Origin of the sequence: Cohnella baijiui, from assembly GCF_020731285.1 — a bacterium.
GTDB lineage: Bacteria > Bacillota > Bacilli > Paenibacillales > Paenibacillaceae > Cohnella.
The window spans coordinates 181,578-201,403 of the sequence record NZ_JAJFOW010000001.1 but is presented as its reverse complement, the minus strand read 5'-3'; the positions used below and the strand labels follow the sequence as shown (position 1 = coordinate 201,403).

Annotated in this window: 20 protein-coding genes; 16 read left to right on the top strand and 4 right to left on the bottom strand. The window is 61.0% G+C overall.

Going from position 1 to position 19,826, the window contains the following annotated elements; genetic code table 11:
- Window positions 1-373: 373 nt before the first annotated feature.
- Window positions 374-577 (bottom strand): hypothetical protein, encoded by a 204-nt coding sequence (locus LKX83_RS00905; RefSeq protein WP_227879973.1) that lies wholly within the window; start codon window positions 575-577, stop codon window positions 374-376.
- 227 nt (window positions 578-804) lie between these two features.
- On the opposite strand from LKX83_RS00905, the gene LKX83_RS00900 reads away from it, so the two are divergent.
- The 8 genes from LKX83_RS00900 (at window position 805) to LKX83_RS00865 (ending at window position 8,387) form a co-directional block, all read left to right on the top strand.
- Complete coding sequence (locus tag LKX83_RS00900) at window positions 805-1,452, top strand: TrkA C-terminal domain-containing protein (RefSeq protein ID WP_227879972.1); 648 nt, start codon at window positions 805-807, stop codon at window positions 1,450-1,452.
- A gap of 194 nt (window positions 1,453-1,646) precedes the next feature.
- Window positions 1,647-2,807, top strand: a complete 1,161-nt coding sequence (locus tag LKX83_RS00895; RefSeq protein ID WP_227879971.1) for an ABC transporter ATP-binding protein — start codon at window positions 1,647-1,649, stop codon at window positions 2,805-2,807.
- Window positions 2,794-3,477, top strand: a complete 684-nt coding sequence (locus LKX83_RS00890; RefSeq protein WP_227879967.1) for an ABC transporter permease — start codon at window positions 2,794-2,796, stop codon at window positions 3,475-3,477. Before LKX83_RS00895 ends, LKX83_RS00890 begins: the two co-directional genes overlap by 14 nt.
- Window positions 3,478-3,534: 57 nt before the next feature.
- Window positions 3,535-4,449, top strand: a complete 915-nt coding sequence (locus LKX83_RS00885) for a glycine betaine ABC transporter substrate-binding protein (protein ID WP_227879965.1) — start codon at window positions 3,535-3,537, stop codon at window positions 4,447-4,449.
- Window positions 4,450-4,468: 19 nt separating this feature from the next.
- Window positions 4,469-5,143, top strand: a complete 675-nt coding sequence (locus LKX83_RS00880) for an ABC transporter permease (RefSeq protein WP_370638994.1) — start codon at window positions 4,469-4,471, stop codon at window positions 5,141-5,143.
- 14 nt (window positions 5,144-5,157) lie between these two features.
- Window positions 5,158-5,592 carry a TIR domain-containing protein gene (locus LKX83_RS00875; RefSeq protein WP_227879964.1) on the top strand — a complete coding sequence of 145 codons (435 nt, stop codon included), beginning with the start codon at window positions 5,158-5,160 and terminating at the stop codon, window positions 5,590-5,592.
- Window positions 5,593-5,761: 169 nt separating this feature from the next.
- Complete coding sequence (locus tag LKX83_RS00870; protein ID WP_227879960.1) at window positions 5,762-7,888, top strand: transglycosylase domain-containing protein; 2,127 nt, start codon at window positions 5,762-5,764, stop codon at window positions 7,886-7,888.
- Between the two features lie 136 nt (window positions 7,889-8,024).
- A complete protein-coding gene (locus LKX83_RS00865; RefSeq protein ID WP_227879958.1) occupies window positions 8,025-8,387 on the top strand; it encodes a hypothetical protein in 363 nt (120 codons plus the stop codon).
- A 68-nt stretch (window positions 8,388-8,455) separates the two neighbouring features.
- Here the strand turns inward: LKX83_RS00865 and LKX83_RS00860 are convergent, their stop codons facing one another.
- Window positions 8,456-9,364: a LysR family transcriptional regulator gene (locus LKX83_RS00860; RefSeq protein ID WP_227879956.1), complete on the bottom strand. Its 909-nt coding sequence runs from the start codon at window positions 9,362-9,364 to the stop codon at window positions 8,456-8,458.
- Window positions 9,365-9,480: 116 nt separating this feature from the next.
- Here LKX83_RS00860 and LKX83_RS00855 point away from each other — a divergent pair, with 116 nt between their 5' ends.
- The 3 genes from LKX83_RS00855 (at window position 9,481) to LKX83_RS00845 (ending at window position 11,701) form a co-directional block, all read left to right on the top strand.
- Window positions 9,481-10,395, top strand: coding sequence for an NADP-dependent oxidoreductase (locus LKX83_RS00855; RefSeq protein WP_227879952.1), 915 nt, complete (start codon window positions 9,481-9,483; stop codon window positions 10,393-10,395).
- A gap of 153 nt (window positions 10,396-10,548) precedes the next feature.
- Entirely contained in the window at window positions 10,549-11,460 is a 912-nt protein-coding gene (locus tag LKX83_RS00850; protein ID WP_227879951.1) for a helix-turn-helix transcriptional regulator, read from the top strand.
- Window positions 11,461-11,524: 64 nt separating this feature from the next.
- Window positions 11,525-11,701 (top strand): hypothetical protein, encoded by a 177-nt coding sequence (locus LKX83_RS00845; RefSeq protein ID WP_227879949.1) that lies wholly within the window; start codon window positions 11,525-11,527, stop codon window positions 11,699-11,701.
- A 98-nt stretch (window positions 11,702-11,799) separates the two neighbouring features.
- Here LKX83_RS00845 and LKX83_RS00840 read toward each other — a convergent pair whose 3' ends face one another.
- Window positions 11,800-12,912 carry an oxidoreductase gene (locus LKX83_RS00840; RefSeq protein WP_227879947.1) on the bottom strand — a complete coding sequence of 371 codons (1,113 nt, stop codon included), beginning with the start codon at window positions 12,910-12,912 and terminating at the stop codon, window positions 11,800-11,802.
- Between the two features lie 314 nt (window positions 12,913-13,226).
- On the opposite strand from LKX83_RS00840, the gene LKX83_RS00835 reads away from it, so the two are divergent.
- From LKX83_RS00835 to LKX83_RS00825, 3 genes are all read left to right on the top strand, one after another.
- Window positions 13,227-15,281: a GxGYxYP domain-containing protein gene (locus LKX83_RS00835; protein ID WP_227879945.1), complete on the top strand. Its 2,055-nt coding sequence runs from the start codon at window positions 13,227-13,229 to the stop codon at window positions 15,279-15,281.
- Between the two features lie 195 nt (window positions 15,282-15,476).
- Entirely contained in the window at window positions 15,477-16,151 is a 675-nt protein-coding gene (locus tag LKX83_RS00830; protein WP_227879941.1) for a YjgB family protein, read from the top strand.
- A 65-nt stretch (window positions 16,152-16,216) separates the two neighbouring features.
- Complete coding sequence (locus LKX83_RS00825) at window positions 16,217-16,726, top strand: ribonuclease FAU-1 family protein (RefSeq protein ID WP_227879940.1); 510 nt, start codon at window positions 16,217-16,219, stop codon at window positions 16,724-16,726.
- 87 nt (window positions 16,727-16,813) lie between these two features.
- Here the strand turns inward: LKX83_RS00825 and LKX83_RS00820 are convergent, their stop codons facing one another.
- The gene (locus LKX83_RS00820; protein WP_227879939.1) at window positions 16,814-17,362 is read right to left on the bottom strand and encodes a superoxide dismutase family protein; all 549 of its coding nucleotides are present in this window, start codon (window positions 17,360-17,362) and stop codon (window positions 16,814-16,816) included.
- 306 nt (window positions 17,363-17,668) lie between these two features.
- Between LKX83_RS00820 and LKX83_RS00815 the strand changes: the two genes are divergently transcribed.
- Window positions 17,669-18,850, top strand: a complete 1,182-nt coding sequence (locus LKX83_RS00815; protein WP_227879938.1) for an MFS transporter — start codon at window positions 17,669-17,671, stop codon at window positions 18,848-18,850.
- A 115-nt stretch (window positions 18,851-18,965) separates the two neighbouring features.
- The gene (locus LKX83_RS00810) at window positions 18,966-19,757 is read left to right on the top strand and encodes a helix-turn-helix domain-containing protein (protein WP_227879937.1); all 792 of its coding nucleotides are present in this window, start codon (window positions 18,966-18,968) and stop codon (window positions 19,755-19,757) included.
- Window positions 19,758-19,826 lie beyond the last annotated feature (69 nt).

Here is a 19,826-nt window from a genome sequence, read left to right as displayed (position 1 = left end):
TGGATCCGGTTACGCCAAACGGCGCAGTGTCGGTACTTTGGGCTTGAGTAATTCGGTTTTTCCGCACAACTCCCCCCGTCCCACGCCTCATTTCTGCGAGTTATTCGGTTTTTCCGCATAACTCACTGAGTCTTCGGTACTTTGGGCTTGAGTTATTCGGTTTTTCCGAACAACTCCCCCGTCCCGCGCTTCATTTCTGCGAGTTATTCGGTTTTTCCGCACAACTCGCCCGTCCCACGCCACATTTCTGCGAGTTATTCGGTTTTTCCGCATAACTCCCCGCAGTGTCATCAAACGGGTCTTTGGTGCAAAATAACGTCATCTGCATCCGTTAGCCACTCGCACCATCCGATTCGCACATATCCGACAGGGATCAAATGGACGAAGCTGCGGGCGGGCGAATCCGCGCTGCCGCTGCTCCGACCTCCGGGGTCCCGAGCGATTGCTTCAAGTGCGCGTACAGCTTGGCGGCGGAAGGGAGGGGCGGGATGTCCGAAGATCGGCTCAGCAGCCCCATCGTCAGGTCGATCTCCGCGTCCCGCACTACGCGGGACAGACGCTCTGAGCGAAGCTGCATGCTCGCTTGCCCGACGGCGATACGCGCCGGCCGCCACTGATCCTCTGAACGAAAGGGAGAGGGGGTGCGAGAAGCGCGGGCCAACGCTCGAAAACGGTCAACAAAACGCGCAAAATACGCCCGTCCCGGCCCCGTTTACTTCGCGATGGAAATCGAGTATGCTGAGGAACATTGGGACTTGTTTTCCAATCATCCTACCACCCGTGAATGAGGGGTCGTCAAACCACATGCCAGAGATGGAGAATGCCGGCTACAAATCCATCGCGCTCGACATCGCCCAGCGCATCGTCAGCGGCGAATTTCCCGTAAGAAGCAAAATATCAGGCCGGTCGCTGCTAGCCGGCCAGTACCGCGTCTCCCCCGAGACGATCCGCAAGGCGATCGGATTGCTGAAGGACGAGAACATCGTCTCCGTGTCCCAGGGCAAAGAGATTATCATTATCTCGGATCAGAACGCGTACGACTACATTACGAAACATAATTATTTGAAGTCCGCCTACTCGCTCAAGCAGGATCTTCAACTGCTGCTTGTCCAAAAAAAGGAGATCGACCGAAAGTTCGAAGCGCTCCTCTCCAACATCATCGACGCGTCGGACCGGCTGCAAAATCTGAAGCCGTACCATCCGGTCGAGGTCAAAGTGACCGAGCGTTCGCACGTCGTCGGCATGACGATCGCGAACCTTCAGTTTTGGCAAAATACGGGTGCCACGATCGTCGCATTGCGGCGGGGAACGCAGGTGTCCATCTCGCCGGGGCCGCATGTCATCCTGCTGGAGAACGATGTGCTCGTCGTCGTCGGAGACGGCCAGGTTCAAGCCCGCACGGAGGCGTTTATCCAGCGTCCGGCACCGCCTGTAGAACCACCTTTAATCTAAAAAAATTCTCACGAGGCTGCTTGCGAAAGCGGCCTCTTTTTGTTCTTTTATTGCGTTAAATACCATATTCATACATACAACTCATCGTTAACATAAAGGTTGTCAGTTCGCTCTCCCTTTGTTATAGTAACTAATAACTTGGGGGTCGCAAGTTCCGAGCGCAGGGAAAAACGTACCAAGAAGGGGTGGTTCTCTTGATTCAATTCACAGAGGTGAAGAAGACGTACGACGACGGTCGCGAAGTGCTGAAGAACATCAATCTGGAGATTCAAGCGGGGGAGATCACGGTCTTGATCGGCCCGAGCGGTTGCGGAAAGACGACGACCATGAAGCTGATCAACCGGCTCATCTCCCCTACGGCCGGGCAAATCCGGATCGACGGCGAGGACATCGCCAAGTCCGATCCGGTGCGGCTGCGCCGAAAGATCGGCTACGTCATCCAGAATATCGGCCTCTTTCCGCACATGACGATCGCGCGGAACGTCGCGGTCGTTCCCCGGCTGCTCAAATGGGACCGGCAGGCAACCGACCGGAGAGTGGATGAGCTGCTCGCGCTCGTCGGGCTCGACCCCGCCATCTACCGCAACCGGTACCCGGCAGAGCTGAGCGGCGGCCAGCAGCAGCGGATCGGAGTCATCCGTGCGCTCGCGGCCGACCCGGACATCATCCTGATGGACGAACCGTTCAGCGCGCTCGACCCGATCAGCCGGGAGCAGCTGCAGAACGAGCTGATCCGGCTGCAGCAGGAGCTGCGCAAGACGATCGTGTTCGTCACGCACGACATGGACGAAGCGATCAAGCTGGGCGATACGATCGTGCTCATGCGCGACGGGGCGATCGTCCAGACCGGCAAGCCCGAGCAGATCCTGCGCCATCCCGCCAACGACTTCGTCAAAAGCTTCATCGGCAAAAAACGGATGGCCGGCGAACAGACGGCGGAGGAGCTGCCGACCGTCGACGAGGTGATGGTCGAGCATCCCGCGACGGCGTCGCCGACGCGCGGCCTGGCCGAGGCCGTGAAGATGATGGAAAAGCGGCGCGTCGACTCGCTGCTGATCGTCGACAAGAACAACCGGCTACAGGGGACCGTGTCCATTTACCGCGTGCTTGATCAGTTCGGCGAAGAGAGCAAGACGGTCGCCGACGTGATGAAGCCCGTGGAACACGTCGTGCAGACGGGAACATCGCTATCGGTGGCGCTGCAGCTCATGAGCGAGCATCAGCTGTCGAACCTGGCGGTCGTGCGGGAAGACGGGCAATTCGTCGGCCTTATCACGAGGGGGACCGTCGTCAGCCATATGGCGGGAATGTACGCGTCGGATCGAACGGGAGAATCGAATCATGTTGCGGTCTGATTGGTTGGCCAACTACGCCGACTTCTGGCGGGACCGCTACGCGGACATCGGCACGGCGGCGCTGGAGCATTTGACGATCTCCGCGACGGCGATCGCCCTGGGCTCGTTGGTCGCCATCCCGCTCGGGATGCTGCTCGCGAGCAACCGCATCCGATGGCTGCACACGCTCGTGTTCACGATCGCCAATATCTTTCAAACGGTGCCGAGCCTCGCCCTGCTGGCGATCCTCATCCCGCTCCTCGGCATCGGCGTGAAACCCGCGATCTTCGCGCTTTTCCTCTACGCGATCCTGCCCATTCTGCGCAACACGTACGCCGGATTCAGCTCGGTCGATCCCGCGCTTGTCGAATCGGCGAAAGGCATGGGATACGGTACCGTTCAGCGGCTGCTGGCCATCCAGTTCCCGCTCGCGTTTCCGTATATCATGTCGGGCATCCGCATGACCACCGTGTATATCATCAGCTGGACGACGCTCGCCTCGCTGATCGGAGCGGGCGGTCTCGGACAGCTCATCGTCTCGGGAATGGGCGTGAACAAGGAGGAGCTGATCGTCACGGGCGCGCTGGCGGCGATCGTCCTCGCCTTGGTAGCCGACAGACTGCTCGGCGCTTTGGAAAAACGGTTTACGCGCAAAGCGAGAACCGTCACCCGAGAAACGTCCTACGTTTAAATCAACGAAATGATCTTATCTCATCTTCGACATTCAAGCTTGTCCAAGGAGGAATTTATGCGTAATCGTAAATTTGTCGCTCTTACTGCCGTTCTGTCGTTGTCGCTCGCTCTGTCTGCCTGCGGAGGAAAAGGGGGAAGCGGAGGCGGTTCCTCGACGTCGCTGACGATCGGAACGCAGACGTATACCGAACCGAAGATTCTCGCGGAGATGTACAAGGCGCTGATCGAGGACCGGACGGACATTTCCGTCAAGATCCTGCCGGATTTGGCCGCGAGCCCGATCGTCATCAAGTCGATGAAAAGCAACGAGATTCAGATGGCGACGCTGTATACCGGCGAAATTTTCAACGGCCACTTCAAAATCGAGGATACGAAGGACCGCGCGGAGGTGCTCCGCCAGGCGCAGGAAGGCTTTGACAAAAACTTCGGCTTCCACTGGTTCGACCCGTTCGGGTTTGAGAATACGTACGCCTTTACCGTCCGCAAGGAGCTGGCCGACCAATACAACCTGAAGACGGTGTCGGATCTGGCGGCGCACGCGAAGGATCTGAAGCTGGGCGTAGACACGTCCTGGCTCGAACGGGACAACGACGGCTATCGCGCCTTTTCCAAGTTTTACGGCTTCAAGTTCGGCGACACGTTCCCGATGGAGATCTCCCTCGTCTATCAAGCCGTCGCCGACAAGAAGGTGGACGTCGTCCTCGCCTACACGACGGACCCCGGCATCAAGCAGTACAACCTGCAGACGCTGGAAGACGACAAGCAGTTCTTCCCGCCGTACGACGCGTCGGCGGTCATCCGCAACGATACGCTGGAGAAGATGCCGGAGATCGGAGACGCCGTTTCGCTCCTGGTCGGCAAGATCGACGCGGGAACGATGACGACCTTGAACTACGAGGTCGACGTCAACAAGCGCGAGCCGCGCGAAGTGGCGGTCGAATATTTGAAGCAGAACGGCCTGCTGAAATAAATCCGGGGATGTGAGTACGATGACAAACGAATCGCAAGGCGTCATGGATTGGCTGCGCTACATGCAGGATCATGCCGGCTACTTGCTCAGCTTGACCTGGGGGCACCTCGTCATGGTGTTTAGCGGTCTCGGTCTGGCGCTTGTCGTCGGCGTCCCGCTGGGCGTCCTCTGCGCGCGCAAAGAGAAGCTCGCGCCCTGGATTCTGACGGCCGCCAACGTCATCCAGGTGCTGCCCAGCCTGGCCCTGCTGGCGCTGGTCATGATCGTGCTCGGGCTGGGCTTCAAGACGATCGTGTTCAGCCTGTTCCTCTATTCGCTGCTGCCGATCATCCGCAATACGTACGTCGGCCTGAAGCAGGTCGACCAAGGCGTGAACGAGGCCGGCATCGGCGTCGGCATGAACATGTGGCAGCTGCTGCTCAGGGTACAGCTCCCGCTGTCGCTGCCGTTCCTCATGGCGGGCTTGCGGCTCGCCGCCGTCATCGCCATCGGCGTGGCGACGCTCGCTCCGCTTATCGGCGGGGAAGGGCTCGGCCGGGAAATCTACGCCGGGCTGAACATGCGCAACAATTTGAAAATCTACGCGGGTGCGATCCCGGCCGCGCTGCTCGCCATTCTGGCGGATCTGCTGCTGGGCAGGCTGCAGGACAAACTGAAGCTGGGACGCCGCCGACAAGCCAAAGTCCACACCTAGGAGCGTCGTCCATCGTGAGCTTGAACAGGGATCGATCCCCGCTGTATCAGCTGTATTTCAGCCGAACGTGGAGTCATGAGGAAGCGTACCGGGAGCTGCGGACGCTCCTCGGCGGCCGGGAAGGGTTCCGGTTCGCGGGAACGCCGCCCTCTGCAGACGAATCTCTGTCTGCGACGGGGCGCGAGCGCGAGCTCTACGAGGCGATCCGGCGAAGGATGAAGCATTGCCACGCGGTTCTTCTCCTCGCGGGTGTCTATCCCGCGTACAGCAATTGGATCAACAAAGAGATCATCGCCTGCAAAGAAGAAGTGAACAAGCCGCTCATCGCCATCGAACGCTTCGAGCCTTCCATGACGTCGATGATCGTCCGGCAAAACGCCGACGCCGTCGTCGGCTGGCAGGCCGATGAGATCGTTAACGCTATAAAGCGTCTCGCCAGGTTCGGCTGAAGCGCGCCGGCCTAACGGCCGATTACGAAAGAGGACCCGCCCGGATCGCCCGCGATCCGCGGGTCCTTTTGCCTGTTTCGGGGCGAACCGGTCGCGCTGTTGCATGCATTCGAATCCCGTTTATATTACAATAGATGATTCAACGAGAGATGCAGCAGGAGGAGAAAGTATGAACGTATCGAATCGGGAATCGATCCCGCAAACCGCCGGCAGAGAACGGACCCGGGCACCAAAGAGGCGCCGGCGCATTCTCAGATGGGCCGGATGGACGGCGCTCGGGCTGTTTGTCGTGATCGTCGTCGGGATCGTCGCGGCGTACGTCTGGATTCGCTCGCTCGATATCGGCAAGCTGGCGACACCGGTCAAGTCGCCGACGCTCATGATGGATATCCATAGCGAGACGGCTTCGCGGATCACCTCGGTCAAGACGGATCCGGTCCCGCTGGAGCAGGTGCCCGCCGCGATGCGACAGGCGATCGTCGCCGTCGAGGACAAGCGCTTTTACAAGCATACCGGCGTAGACGCGCTCGGCATCTTCAGAGCCGCTTTCCGCAACGCCAAAGAAGGCGGCAGCGCCGAAGGGGGAAGCACGATCACGCAGCAGCTCGCGAAGAACGTTTTTCTCTCGGGAGAGAAGACGTTGTCCCGCAAGCTGACGGAAGCCAGCTATGCGCTCAAGATCGAAGCGTCCTACGACAAAGATCAGATTTTGGAAATGTACTTGAACCAAATCTACTTCGGGGAAGGACAGTGGGGCATCCGACGGGCGGCCCAGCGCTATTTCGGCAAAGAGCCGATCGATCTCACGCTCGCCGAATGCGCGCTCCTCGCGGCGCTCCCCAAAGCCCCGAGCCGATACTCGCCGTACCGGGACAAAGAGCTGGCGCTCGAGCGTCGCAATCTCGTCTTGAAGCTCATGAAGGACGATGATTACATCACGGCACAGCAGTATTCCTCGGCGGCGGCGGAGCCGATCCGGGTTCTGGCGCAGAAGCCCGAGGGCGACGGTCTGCTCGGTCGTTACGCTTCTTACGTTGACGCGGTCATCGACGAAGCGATCCAGAAGTACGGTTTTACCGAACGGCAGCTGCTGGCGGGCGACCTGAAAATCTACACGGAGCTCGATCCGGTCGTCCAGCAGGCGATCGAGAAGACGTACGCGAACGACGCGCTGTTCCCGCAGAGCCAAGGCGGCCGAATTGTGCAAAGCGGCGCCGTCTTGGTCGATCCGGCGACGGGCGGCGTGCGAGGGCTCGTCGGGCAGCGCGGCGAGCATGTGTATCGAGGCTTCAATCACGCAACGCAGCTGGAGCGGCAGCCCGGCTCGATCTTCAAGCCGCTCATGGTGTACGCGCCAGCGCTGGAAAAGGGATATACGCCTTCGTCGACGCTCTACGACGGGCCGCTCGACATCGGCGGCTACCGGCCGCAGGATTGGGACCACGCGACGCGCGGACAGGTGTCGCTCCGCGAAGCGGTCGTCCGTTCGTGGAACATTCCGGCCGTGTGGCTGCTGAACGAGATCGGTCTGGGAACCGGCAAGTCGTTCGTGCAGCGCCTCGGCGTTCCCTTGCACGAAGGGGACGACAATCTGGGGCTCGCCCTTGGCGGACTCTCCCGGGGCGTATCGCCGCTGCAAATGGCTCAGGCGTACAGCGTATTTCCGAATCTCGGAACGCTTCGACCCGCACATTTGATCGTGAAGATTACCGATGCGGACGGTCGGACGCTGGCCGAAGCCGAGCAAGAAGCGATCGACGTCATGTCGCCCGAACATGCCTATACCATGACCCAACTGCTTATGGACGTCGTCCAGGAAGGGACGGGGACCAAAGCGGCGATGGACCGTCCGACGGCGGGCAAGACGGGAACGACCCAACTGCCGGACACGGCGGCTTTCCGGGGCGTGTCCGGCGGCGCCAAAGACGCCTGGTTTGCGGGATATACGCCGGAGCTGGCAGGCGCCGTCTGGATGGGGTATGACGAGACGGACGCCGGGCATTATCTCACGACCTCGGGCGGGCAGTATCCCGCGATGGTGTTCCGGGAGATGATGAATTTGGCGCTGGCGGATGTTCCGACGACCGCCTTCCGCAAGCCGGATTCCGGCACATCGCCGGGCGGACCGGGTCACACCGGAAAAACGGACGATAAACCGGACAAAGCGCTCTCCAAGGAAGAACGCAAACGCCAGAAAGAGCTGGAGAAGGAAGAGAAGAAGCGGGAGAAAGAGGAGAAGAAACGGCAGAAAGAGCGGGAGGAGGAGAAGCGCAAGAACAAGCACCAGAATGATTAAACGCGCCATGCGCGATGAGCCTGCAACCGAGCAACTCCTTTGACGGTCGGATGCCGGACTCCCATGAAAAATAGAACTGCCGTCCCGGAGAGATCGAAGGTAAGGTAAAGTCATCAACTGACAGAGGAGCATTACGATGACGATCTTCCAAACGGTTCTCGCGGGGGCGGTCTCCGTTTTCCTATCGGTGCTGATCAGCGCAAGCCTGATTGCGTCGTTTCTGTTCGACGATCCGGGTTATCTGTTTATCGTTGCCGCGTACGGTTTTGTCGGGACGGTTGTCTACGGGGCGCCGGTTTCGGCGCTCCTATTTTACTCGATCCGCTCGAAGCGGGCCTGGGCAGCCATCTTGCGTTTGCTGCTTCATTTGGCTGCGGGATTTGCGCCTTATGGCATCTGGCCCGATGAGGTGGGCCTTTTTCTCGGTCTGTGCGGCATGGTCCACGCGTTTTTTTATTACGTTTCGTTTGTCGTCCTGCGCCGTCTCCTACCAACGTAATCGACAGAGGGCGCCTCTCCGGGCTCGCACCTGGGCTCGCGTCCGGCTCGCGCTCGCGCCAAAGACCGTCAGCCTTCGCGGCTGACGGTCTTTTCATTCGGCGACGAATAGTAGGCGATCAGAAAGTCGCGAAAGGCGTCGGCCGCCCGGGACAAGTAGTGCCCTTCCGACCAGGAGAGCTGAAAGGTTCCTTGGCAGACGGGCCGGCGAATCCGGAGTAGCACGAGCGGGTCGAGGCGGGAGGGCTCGCTCCGGTTGCACGCGCCTGCGAAGCCGATGCCAAAACCCGCGCGGATCAGGCTCGTCTTGGCCGCAGGCTCGCTCACTTCGCAGGCATAGGTCGGGGTTATCCCCGCTTGCTCGAACAGCGCGTCGTCCCGCCGCCGGAACGAATGGCCGAGCGTATAGCCGATGAAGGACTCGCCGGCCGTCTCGTGCAGGTCAACCCAATCCCGACCCGCCCAGCGATGTTCCGGCGGAACCGCGAGGCAGATCTCTTCGCTCAGCACCGGCCATTCGCGGATGCCGGTTCGACCAATCGGCTCGGAGCTGAAGCCGAAGTCCGCTTCGCCGTTCACGATCATCCGCGCCATTTCGTCGTTGGCAACCTGGGTGACGCGAAGGCGCACTTCCGGGTGGGATTCGCGATAGAGGGCGAGCGGACGGGACAACCTGTTCAGCGTCGGCGTCGCGATATGCAGGCTTCCGCGCTCGTCCCCGGCCAGATCGGCCAGCTCCCGACGTCCTTCCTCGAGCGCGGAGAGCGCCGTCTCCGTCCGCACGAGGAAAGCCCTGCCGAAGGCGTTCAGCCGAATCTGCCGGCCTTGCCGGTCGAACAGCGGAACGCCTAGATCTTCCTCGAGCCTGGCGATCGTCTTGCTGAGCGCCGGCTGGGCTACGCGGAGCGCCTCGGCGGCCCGGGTCATATGTTCGAGCCTGGCGACGGCGCGAAAGTACTGAAGCTGCAGCAATTCCATTCTGCCACCTCGATTCATAACCTTGAAGGAATGAGAATCATTAAATAAGATGTATTTTTCATTATCGTTTCTGCATTATACAATAAACCCACAGCGAGCTAAAGGGGGAGATCGTCATGAAAGCAGTCGGATTCGAGACGTATGGTTCGCCCGAAGTGTTGAAAATGATCGAAGTGGAGACGCCGCAGGCGGGACCGGGCGAGGTCCGCGTACGGGTGAAGTCCGCGGGCGTGCAGCCGGCCGACTGCGCCGTGCGGAGAGGGTGGACGCTGCCCGGAATGACGGTGTCGCTGCCGCACGTGACGGGCAACGAGTTTGCAGGCGTCGTCGATCAGGTGGGCGAAGGCGTTGCGGACTGGGCGGCGGGAGACGAAGTGCTCGGCTTCCGCATGCAGCAGGCTTATGCCGAATATGTCGTCGCGCCCGCAGATCAGATTGTGGCCAAGCCGCCCGTCATGTCCTGGGAGGTCGCGGGCAGCCTCTCGGCCTCCGGGCAGACCGCGCATACGGCGATCGAGACGCTGCGGATCGGACCGGGCGATACGCTGTTCATCAACGGGGCGGCGGGCGGCGTGGGCACGATGGCGGTTCAGCTCGCCCGTTTGCGCGGAGCGACCGTGATCGGAGCGGCGAGCCCGGGGAATCACGACTATTTGCGGTCGCTGGGCGCGATTCCGGTCGCATACGGAGAGGGTCTGGAGGAACGGCTGCGCGCGCTGGCGCCGGGAGGCATCGAAGCGGCGCTCGACGCGGCGGGCGAAGACGGGCTCCGCGTCTCCGCAAGGCTCGTCCCGGAGCTGGACCGTGTCGTCACGATTGTCGCCTTCGAGGCGGCGCAATCGCTGGGCGCGAGCGGACTTCGCAGCCGGCGGTCCGCCCAGCGTCTCGCGGAGCTGGCGAGGCTTTATGCGGAGGGCAAACTGCTCGCGCACATCCGTTCGAGCTACCCGCTCAGCCGTGCCGCCGACGCCCATCGGGAGGTCGAAACGGGCCACGGGCGCGGAAAAGTCGTGCTGATCGTGGACGGCTAAGCGTTTGGGGCTATGAACGCGAATTCGCCGTTGTGGCGGAATGGCCGCCTGCGGCGCTCGTCAGCCGGCAAAAAAGCGGACTTCAGGGGGCTCGTCAAAAGGGGAGCCGAACCGTATAATGAAGAGATCATATGTTCCCCTGAGGTGATCGAAGTGAAACTGGAGCGGCTCCTCTCCATTACATACGCGCTGCTGAACCAGGAAGTCGTTTCCGCCGCGGAGCTGGCAGAGAAGTACGGCGTGTCGCCGCGCACGATCTACCGGGATATCGAGGCGATCGGCGCGGCAGGCATCCCCGTCGTCTCGTATCAAGGCGTGAAGGGCGGATTCGGAATCATGAAGGAATACAAGCTGGACCGCAGCTTGCTCGGGTCGGACGATCTGGGCAGTCTCGTCACCTTTCTGCGCAGCGCGGCGACCGTCTTCAAGGACAGACGCTCGGAAGAGACGCTGCAGCGGCTGTGCAGCGTGCTGCCCCACGGGTGGCAGCAGCGCCTGAGTCTGGATTTGGGCAGCTGGCGGATGAATAACGAGCTCTTGCATATCCTCAGAGAGGCCATTGCGTCTTCGAGCGTCGTTCATTTCCGCTACGTCAACGGAAACAACGAAATCAAGGATCGCGCCGTCGAGCCGGTGCACCTTCAGTTCAAGTATTACGCCTGGTATTTGCAAGGCTATTGCCGGGCTCGACGGGATTATCGCGTATTCAAGCTTTCGCGGATCACGGATCTGAGCCGGACCGAGGAGACGTTCGTCCGACGCGAGTCGCCGCCGGTCATGAACGTAGGCGAGGGGCTGCGCCGGAAGCGCGAGATGACGGGCGCGGTGATCCGCATCTCCGCCGGCGCCGCGGCAGACGCGCTGGATTGCTTCTACGCGGAGGAGCGGATGTTCGATGAGACGGGTACGCTGAGAATCCGCATCGTGAATCCGACGGAGGTGGAATGGCTGGTGTCCATGGTGCTCAGCTTCGGTGGGGACGCCGATGTCGAGGAACCGGCGTGGCTGCGGGAAGAGATTCGGGATAAAATCGAAAAGTTGCGCAAGCGATTCGAAAAAGTATGACAGCCAGCTGTCATACTTTTTCGTTTATGATGGGATCATACGTTCTCGTGAAAGGAGATTCGAGATGACGGTGTTCTATCATCATTACATGCTGGAAACGGAAGCGAGGGAGCGCTTGCGGGAGATCGAGGCGGCGGCTAGGATGGCTTGGATGCGCGGCGGAAGCCTGCCGCGCAAACGAGTGCGGACGGTTCGGGTGCGGCTGCCTCTGCTCCTGTTTGGATGGGGCAAGAAGCTTTAGGGCCGGCCGCGAAGGCGCAGATCAACGTGTACGGCCCAAACGCGGGAACGCCCCTCTCTCCGGATTCGCGGGGGAGGGGCGTTTTTTTGCGCCGCGGTTCAGGACTCGACGAATGGCAGCCAGCCAGGGGTGCCGCGGAGGAGGCCCCACATCGGCTCGGGAATGACGAGACGTTCCCGGTCGTTAGCGGTCAGCGTCGTTCGGATATCCGCGTACCGGCCTTCGCGGACTTTGCGCGTCCAGTCCGGCTCGAGGAGCAGTTCGCGTCCGAGCGCCACGAGCGGAGCGCCGGTCTTCCTCGCTTGCGCCGCGTCTTCAGCCGTCGCGATGGCGCCTACGCCGATGATCGGGATCCGGTTGCCGAGGCGTTCTTGGAAAAGCACGAGACGCGAACGCCCACCCCACTCTCCGTTGCGGGGAGGGTTCCGAAAGTCGGTAAGCGACAAATGCAAGTAGTCGAGTCCGCGGCCGGCGAGCGTTTCCGCAAAGGCGAGCGCATCTTCCATCACGATGCCGGGCGACTCGCGCTCCTCCGGCGAGAGGCGAAAGCCGACGGCGAAAGGCCGGTCCGCCGTTTCCCGGACCACACGCAGCACTTCGTCCACGACTTCAAGTCCGAAGGTCATGCGCCGCTCCAGGCTGCCGCCGTACCGGTCTTCCCGGCGGTTGGCGTGCGGGGAGAAAAATTGGTGCGTCAGATTGCCGTTCGCGCCGTGAATCTCGACGCCGTCGAAGCCGGCCGCAACGGCCCGGCGGGCCGCGGCGCCGAAGGCGCGAACGATGGCCGCGATTTCTCCTTCGTCCAGCGCGCGAGGAACGCCGGCATCCGGTCGGGATTCCGGGACGGCGCTGGGGGCGACCAAATCGCCGGTCCGCGTGCTCTGGCGGCCGGAATGGAATAGCTGGAGGATCGCCTTGGCACCGCGCTGCCGGATCGTCTCGGCGACGCGCGCGAGGCCCGGGATTTTGTCGTCGGTATCCGCGCCGGGTCCGCCGGGAAGACCGCCGTCAGGCAGCACCCAGGTGGCGGCGGTGATGACCATGCCTGGCCCGTCCGCGCGGCGGGCATAGTAGGCGAGTTCGTCATCGGAGGCGACGCCGTCCGTCCGCGAGGACAGATGCGTCATGGGCGCCATGACGATCCGGTTGTCGAGGCGGAGACCGTTCGGCAGACGGTAAGGTTCAAATAACAAAGAGTCGTTGTGGGTCATGGGGGATCTCTCCTTCGCTTTTCGATGTACTCCCTCTTGAAGGCTATGGTGCGATTATAGTCCCGTTTCAATGGAAGCGTAAGAACGCAAAACCATTGGACCTGGTCCATTCGATTGGACCTACCCGGCAGGGAACAAAGGAGCATTCCTTGTCCGATCGTAAGAAGTTTTGTCGAAAGGATTGAAAACACTAGATAAATATATTAAATATATATACGAAGGCGGAAGGAGGGAGTTCGGGAAAATAGCGCGAGGCCCATCGAAAAGCTTTGCACGATCGCTGCAACTCAATCCCGTGACGAGGAGTGTATCGCATGATTCGAAAAGGTATGGCCATCGGCATGGCGCTGGTCTGCGCTTGGACGTTCGCTTCCGGCGCTTCGGCAGCCGAGGACGCGCAGGCGGCGAAGCCGCCGAAAGACGCGGTCGTCTGGCCGCAATCGCAAGCGCTTCCAAGCTTCAAATCCGTTAAGCGTTTGGACGTCGCGGACATCGTGAACGCCCCCGGCGACTTGAAGCTGCTGCTTGCCACGCTCCAAGGCATCGTCAATCGGGCGGAGCCCCGCATCTACTTGCTGGAAAGCGAAGAAGAAGGCAAAACGACGTGGCTGAAAAATCTCGACGTCCCCTACCAGCTGCATGAAGACGCTTGGGATCTTGTTCGCGCCTACAAAGGGGAAGTGAAGGGCGTTATCGTCTACGATCCCAAAGTACCGGATTCCATCAATGTCGCAACGACGCTCGCGGGACTGAAGGACGCGGTCGTGGCAAGTCCCGCAATGGCGGAGCAACTGAAGGCGGCGCCTTACGGCTTGCAGGTGCTGGACGATCTGCAAGGGAAATTCAAGGACCGACTCGACGCCTACACGTGGCAGTACGAGCACCTCTGGTCACAGACGACCCATCGCATGCTGGTCGGGCTGAGTCCCGACACGTCGGTCAAGCTGCCGCCGGGACTGCCCGAGTCGTTTCGGACGATCGCGGAGGAGAAAACCCAGGAGCGCGACGCCGCCAACAAGAAGACGTACGACCTGGATTTGACGGACTTCCTCGGCGGGGAAGCGGTCTACTTGCGCTTTGACGACGCCTTCCCGCAAGACGGCTGGGGACCGGCTGTACACGAGGTGACGGTGCAGGCGGACGGAGAGACGATCGCCCATTTCATTCCCGGCACGCCCGAAGAAGAACCGTTCCTTTACGACCGGCAGAGCTCTCAATTATCCAGCGGTCAAGGCGGCCATCGGTTCGCGGACAACGGGCGCTACTTCGTATACCGGTTCGTGCCGCCTGCCGGCACCAAGCAGCTGACCGCCGCGGTCAACATGTGGAACCAGTTCAAAGTGTCGGCAGGCAACGTCGCTCCTCCCTCCTCGGAGCAAAAGGAGCCGTACGGCTACCTCCGGGACTATGCGGTGGCGAACCGGGCGATGGTCTTCTGGCTGGACGCGAACGTGCCGGCGCAGAAGGCGCTCTTCGAGAAAATCCTCTCGGACGTCAAGCCGGGCACGCCTTATCTCGGCTGGTTCAGCAACGACGTCGAAGGCGAATTCAGTTCGGTCGAGATCACTTCGAACCACGGCGTCTACGTGCTGGCTGCGGATTGGTTCAGCAACCTGACGGTGTTCTCGGGGACCAAAGCCGGTCCCGTGGCCGCGAAGCCCGCTCCGAAGCCAAAGCTGGACAACAAGATTTACGTCTCGTTCACGTTCAGCGAAGGCGACAATTTCCAATACAACCAGCATCGGATGCGGAACCTGTGGGACGATCCGAACCGGGGGAAAGTCCCGATCAACTGGACCTCCAGTCCGCTGTTGTATGACGGCGCTCCCGCTATTCTCGGTTACTATCGCCAAACGGCGACGGCGAACGATCAGCTGATCGCCGGACCGTCCGGCGCCGGATATTTCTACCCGGAGGCGTGGCCCGAAGCTTCCTTCGCCGACTTCCTGAAGTCGAGCTACAGCTATCTGAAAAAGACGGGGATGACGGTGCCTTACGTGCTGAACCGGGTGGATGGGAACAATATTCCGCTCAGCGACGCGATAGCAACCGCCTATGCGCGCGAATATCACGCTCCGGGCCTCTTCCTCAGCTGGGAAGGGCACTACGGCGTCGAGATCGGCGCGGGCCGCCTTCCCATCTCGACGATCCAAGGCATCAGCACCGCCGGAGACGGCAAGCGCATCCTGTCCGAAGCCAAAGCCGGCTGGGACGGCAAGTCGCCGCTGTTCGTCTCGCTCGGATTGCTGGCCTGGAGCATGACGCCGACGGACGTTCTGGCGATCGCGGAATCGCTCGGCCCGGAATACGAGATCGTGCTGGCGGACAATTACTTCTCGTTAATCCGCGAGTCCGAGGGCATCCGCTAATCCCGCCAACTGCGGCGACGTCTCGAATCGAACCGCAACGCATGAAGCTGAAACCTCCGGCGAAGAGCCGGAGGTTTCTTCGTCTTTCGAAAGGAGCGCAGATTCCCGAAAGGAGATGAGCCGTAACATTTGCGCGCTTGCGGACGTCTAAATTTGCATAACACGCAACCAGAACCGCAAAGGAGAGATTCATCCATGAAGGCCAACCTCAATTTGAAGACGATCGCCGTGTCCCTCGCGGTCTCCGGCGTCCTCGTCCTTAGCGCTTGCTCCGCCGGCGGCGACGGCGCGGCTTCGCCGCCCGCATCCGCGGTCGGAACCGCGACCCCCGAACCTTCGACCGCCCCGTCCGGCACTCCGGACGGCAGCCCGACGCCTCCGGCTCCGCCCGTTCCTTCCGCCTCCCCAACCGGTAGTGCATCGTCCCCGAGCGGCGCAGTCGACCGCGAGCTGAAGGAGCTGATGAAGCTTGCCAAAGAAGGCCGGGTACCCGGGATCGACTACGCGGCGCACAGCGGATTGATCGACGACGTCGAGCGGGACTGGGGCAAAGCGGATGCCACCGAGACGGCCGGCAAAGGTATTTACGCGACCTACGGCAAACACCGCGCCGCGTTCGGCTTCAACAAGGGCAGCCAAATTTTCGACGTCCGGTCGAGCGATCCGCAGCTCCAGGCACTGACGCTCAAGGAGATCGAGCATTCGCTCGGCAAACCGACGTCCACGGCGAAAAACGGGGACGACGCCATTTACGTGTATCAGGCCAACAAGCAATTCCAGTTGAAGTTCGTCATTCCGAAGAAAACGGGAAAAGTAGACCATATTTCCGTATTCTCCCCGCAGGACGCCGTCAACAACATGGCCGGCTGAGATTCTGCTGTGGGACGCAGCCGGCCTTGCGGGTATAGAAAAGAGAAGGCAGAAAGGGGGAGAACATGGAGAACGAAGAAACTTTCATCGAATATGCCGTCAAATACGACGGCAGCTTGACGTCGTATCCCTGCGTCCGTCTGCGTCATACGGACGAAGAGCTCGTCCTGCTGCACCAAGTGCGCGAGCCGTTCTGCATGAGGGCCGGCGGCGAGGAGCTGTGCATTCCGGCAGGCGCGTATACCGTTGCCTTCTATTGGGAGGATAAGCCTTTCAACGCTTACTATTGGCTCGATCCCCGGGGCGTGTACCTCGGCACGTATTTCAATCTGGCCGAACAAACCGTGATTTCCACCGATACCGTGACGTTTCACGATTTGATCGTCGACGTGCTGGCCCGGCCCGACGGCTCTTTTCTGATCTTGGACGAAGAGGAACTGCCGGCGCCGCTAGCCGACTTCGAGGACGGACGCGTGGAACGGCACTTGCGGCAATTGACCGAGGCGATGCCGGAGGTGCTGCGGTATTTGGACCGCGAGACGTATCGCTTGATCGCGGACGGCAGCATCCGGTAGAGGCAGTGCGAAAGCGGACAAATGTTCCGCCGTCCGACGCGAGCAACCCCGAAGCGGTACGCTTCGGGGTTGCGTCTTTTCGTCCCGTTAGGAAATGCGGCCGCACGCGATGCGGTTGCCGGAGTTCCCCGAGGGGTCGGTCACATAGTCGTCGGCCTTCTCGTGAATCACGATCGCCGTGCCGCCCGGCTTCAGGAGCGAATGGGGCGCGCCTTTGGCCAAGGTGAGATTTTTGCTCTCCAGATCGGCACTCACGGTGCCGTCCGCCGCGACTTGGATATTCGGCAGGTCCCCGGCGTGGAAGCCCTTCGGATTGTGGAAGCCGTGCTGCTTTTTCTCCGGATTGAGATGCTCGCCCGCCGACTTGAAGTCGGGCGGATCGCAGCGTCCCGTCTCGTGAATATGGATGCCGTGCGCGCCGGGAGGCAGATGCTTGGCTTCGAGATGGATGCGGACGGCGCCTTGCACCTGCGCGATTTGCGCTTGTCCGACTTCTTCGCCTTTGGCGTTTATAATTTTGACCTTCACGACGGGAGACGTTTCCGAGCGCGCATCGGCCGTGGGCGCCAAGATCGCGCTTCCGGTCCACCATAGCGCAACCGCGCTCATGCAAAGGGCGGCGATCCGTTTGTTCATGATAGTCGTTCGTCCTCCTGGTATCCGCTGGTTTGTGGTTCGGCCTTAGCTTTACCATTATCTGACTAAACATACCGCGTGGATCGGAGAGCGGGACGTCCGCCACTTGACGGGAAGCCGGAGGAAGGTAAAGAGAACGAACGCGGCTGCGTCGCTCTCTTTTGCTTTCGGTACCCGGAAACCGTTATTTTCAGTTATGGTCAGGAACCAGCGCGATATGTTTCTCCATTATATGGTGTATAATGGGAGGGTCCAACCGCCTCAGCTTCCTTGAGCGGCCAACTTGCAGGAAAAAGGAGCGCGCAGATGAGCCTTTCCTCCGATTTTCGCACTTTCATCCGCATCCGTTCGGCATGGGTGCTCATTGCCGCCATGTTTCTGTACGGCATCGGCACCGGCATCCTGGCGCCGATGAATGCGATCTATTTGCAGAACGACGTCGGTTTGACCAAAAGTCAGATCGCCGTCGTCTTTTCGGTCTCGCTGCTCCTGAATATGGCGCTCACGATCACCGTTGGCTTTTTCAGCGACCGCCTTCGCCGCAAGAAAGGCATCCCGCTGGCCGCGGCGGCGGCGTGCATCGCCGGCCTCTTCCTCTATATGAGGGCGGACGGCTTCGTCACCGCGCTTGTCGGCATGTCCGTCGCGATCGCGCCGTCGGGCATGATCATGGGCCAGCTGTTCGCCATGGCGAGAAATCATTTCGCCCGCATCCGTCCGTCGATCGTCGAGATGGCGCAGCTGTGGCTTCGCACGACGTACAGCGTCGGCTTCTTTACCGGGCTGCTGCTCGGCGCGAATCTGTTTTTGATCGCTTCCTTCCGCGGGGTCTTGTGGGGCAACCTGTTCGGCTACGCGATGCTGTTCCTGCTGCTGTTCGTCTACCGCGAAGTGCTGGCCGATGCCGGCGCGCCCGCGCCGAGAGGAGGAGAGCCGTTCTCGCTCCTCATGCTCGTTGCGCTTCTGCTGCTATCCTGCGCGGATGCGATCCGCGGACTCTATCTGCCGCTCGTCGTCAACGCGCGGTTCGGCGATCCGCGTCTCATGTCCTACATCTGGAGCGCGCAGGCCGTCTTCGAGCTCGTCTTCATGACGCTGGCCGGCTATTGGGCGGCCCGCTACGGAAGCCGGACGGTCATTCTGCTCGGCGGCGCGCTGGCATTCGCCACTTATCTCGTTTACGCGACGGTCGACGCCTTGCCGGTCTTTTTTCTCATGCAGCCGGTCTATTCGTTTTTCGTCTCCGTGCTGTACGGCGTCGGGATGGGGTACGTTCAGCGGATGTTCCTGCGTCGGACCGGCTTCGGAGCGAGCTTGTACGTGTTCATTTCCCAGACCGCCTCGCTGATCGGCTATTTCCTGCCGCTCGCCATCCAAGGCGTGACGCCTACGATCTTCTATATCCCGGCGGCGCTAGTGCTGGCATCCGTCGGCATTTTGACGAGCGTCCATCTCCGCCGGCGAGCGGAGCGATCCTTGTCCGCCTGACTTCGTTTCCAGAAGACGGCATCGCGGTTCAGGTTGATCTTTCCCATGAAATTGGATAGAATGGATAAGAACATATATTCGCATGGCGTTTCCCGAGGGAAGGAGAGACGACGGCATGGAACGGTATACCGAAGTGGACGAGGCGATCGCGTATATCCGCGCGCACCTCGACGAGCCGCTTCCGCTATCCCGGTTGGCCGGCCACGTGGCCTACAGTCCCTATCACTTCACCCGCATCTTCAAGGATCGGACCGGCTTGCCTCCGCTCTATTATGTTGCCGCCTTGCGCCTTCAGAAGGCCAAGGATCTGCTGCTGCGCACGAATCTCAGCATCCGGGACGTCGGCCTCGAGATCGGACAGCAGAGCCTTGGCACTTTCACGACCCGGTTTACGGAGCGGGTCGGCGTTTCGCCGTCGGAGTTCCGGCATTCGGCTAGGCTGGCGGAGACACATGTCCGCTCCCTGCAGCAGCTTTCCGATTGGCGGTCGGAGGACCCGATATTCGGCGAATACGGCTGCGTCGAAGGGACGATCCGCGCCTCCGTTCCGTTCGAAGGCTTCGTGCTGATCGGCCTGTTCGCGAAGCCCATCCCCGAGGGCCTGCCGCCGTACGGCACACTGATCGCCTCCCCCGGCTATTTCCGCTTTACAGGCGTGCGCCCCGGCACCTATTATTTGATGGCAACGTCGGTGTCCTGGAGCATGAACGCGATGGACATCCTGCTCCCGCATACGACGCTGCGCACCCGGACGCGGACGCCGATCCACGTGCAGCCGGGCATTCCCGTCCCTTATCAGCAGCCGATGTTGTACGAGCCCAAGGCGGACGACCCGCCCATTCTCATTTCGCTGCCGCTGCTCATGAACATTTTTCTCAGCCGCACCCTCGAACCGACCAGGCGCTAGCGCGCCGACCAAGCCGGTTGGATGGAATAGCAAGATTCCGAAACCCCCGCACCTCCAAACCGTGGTATA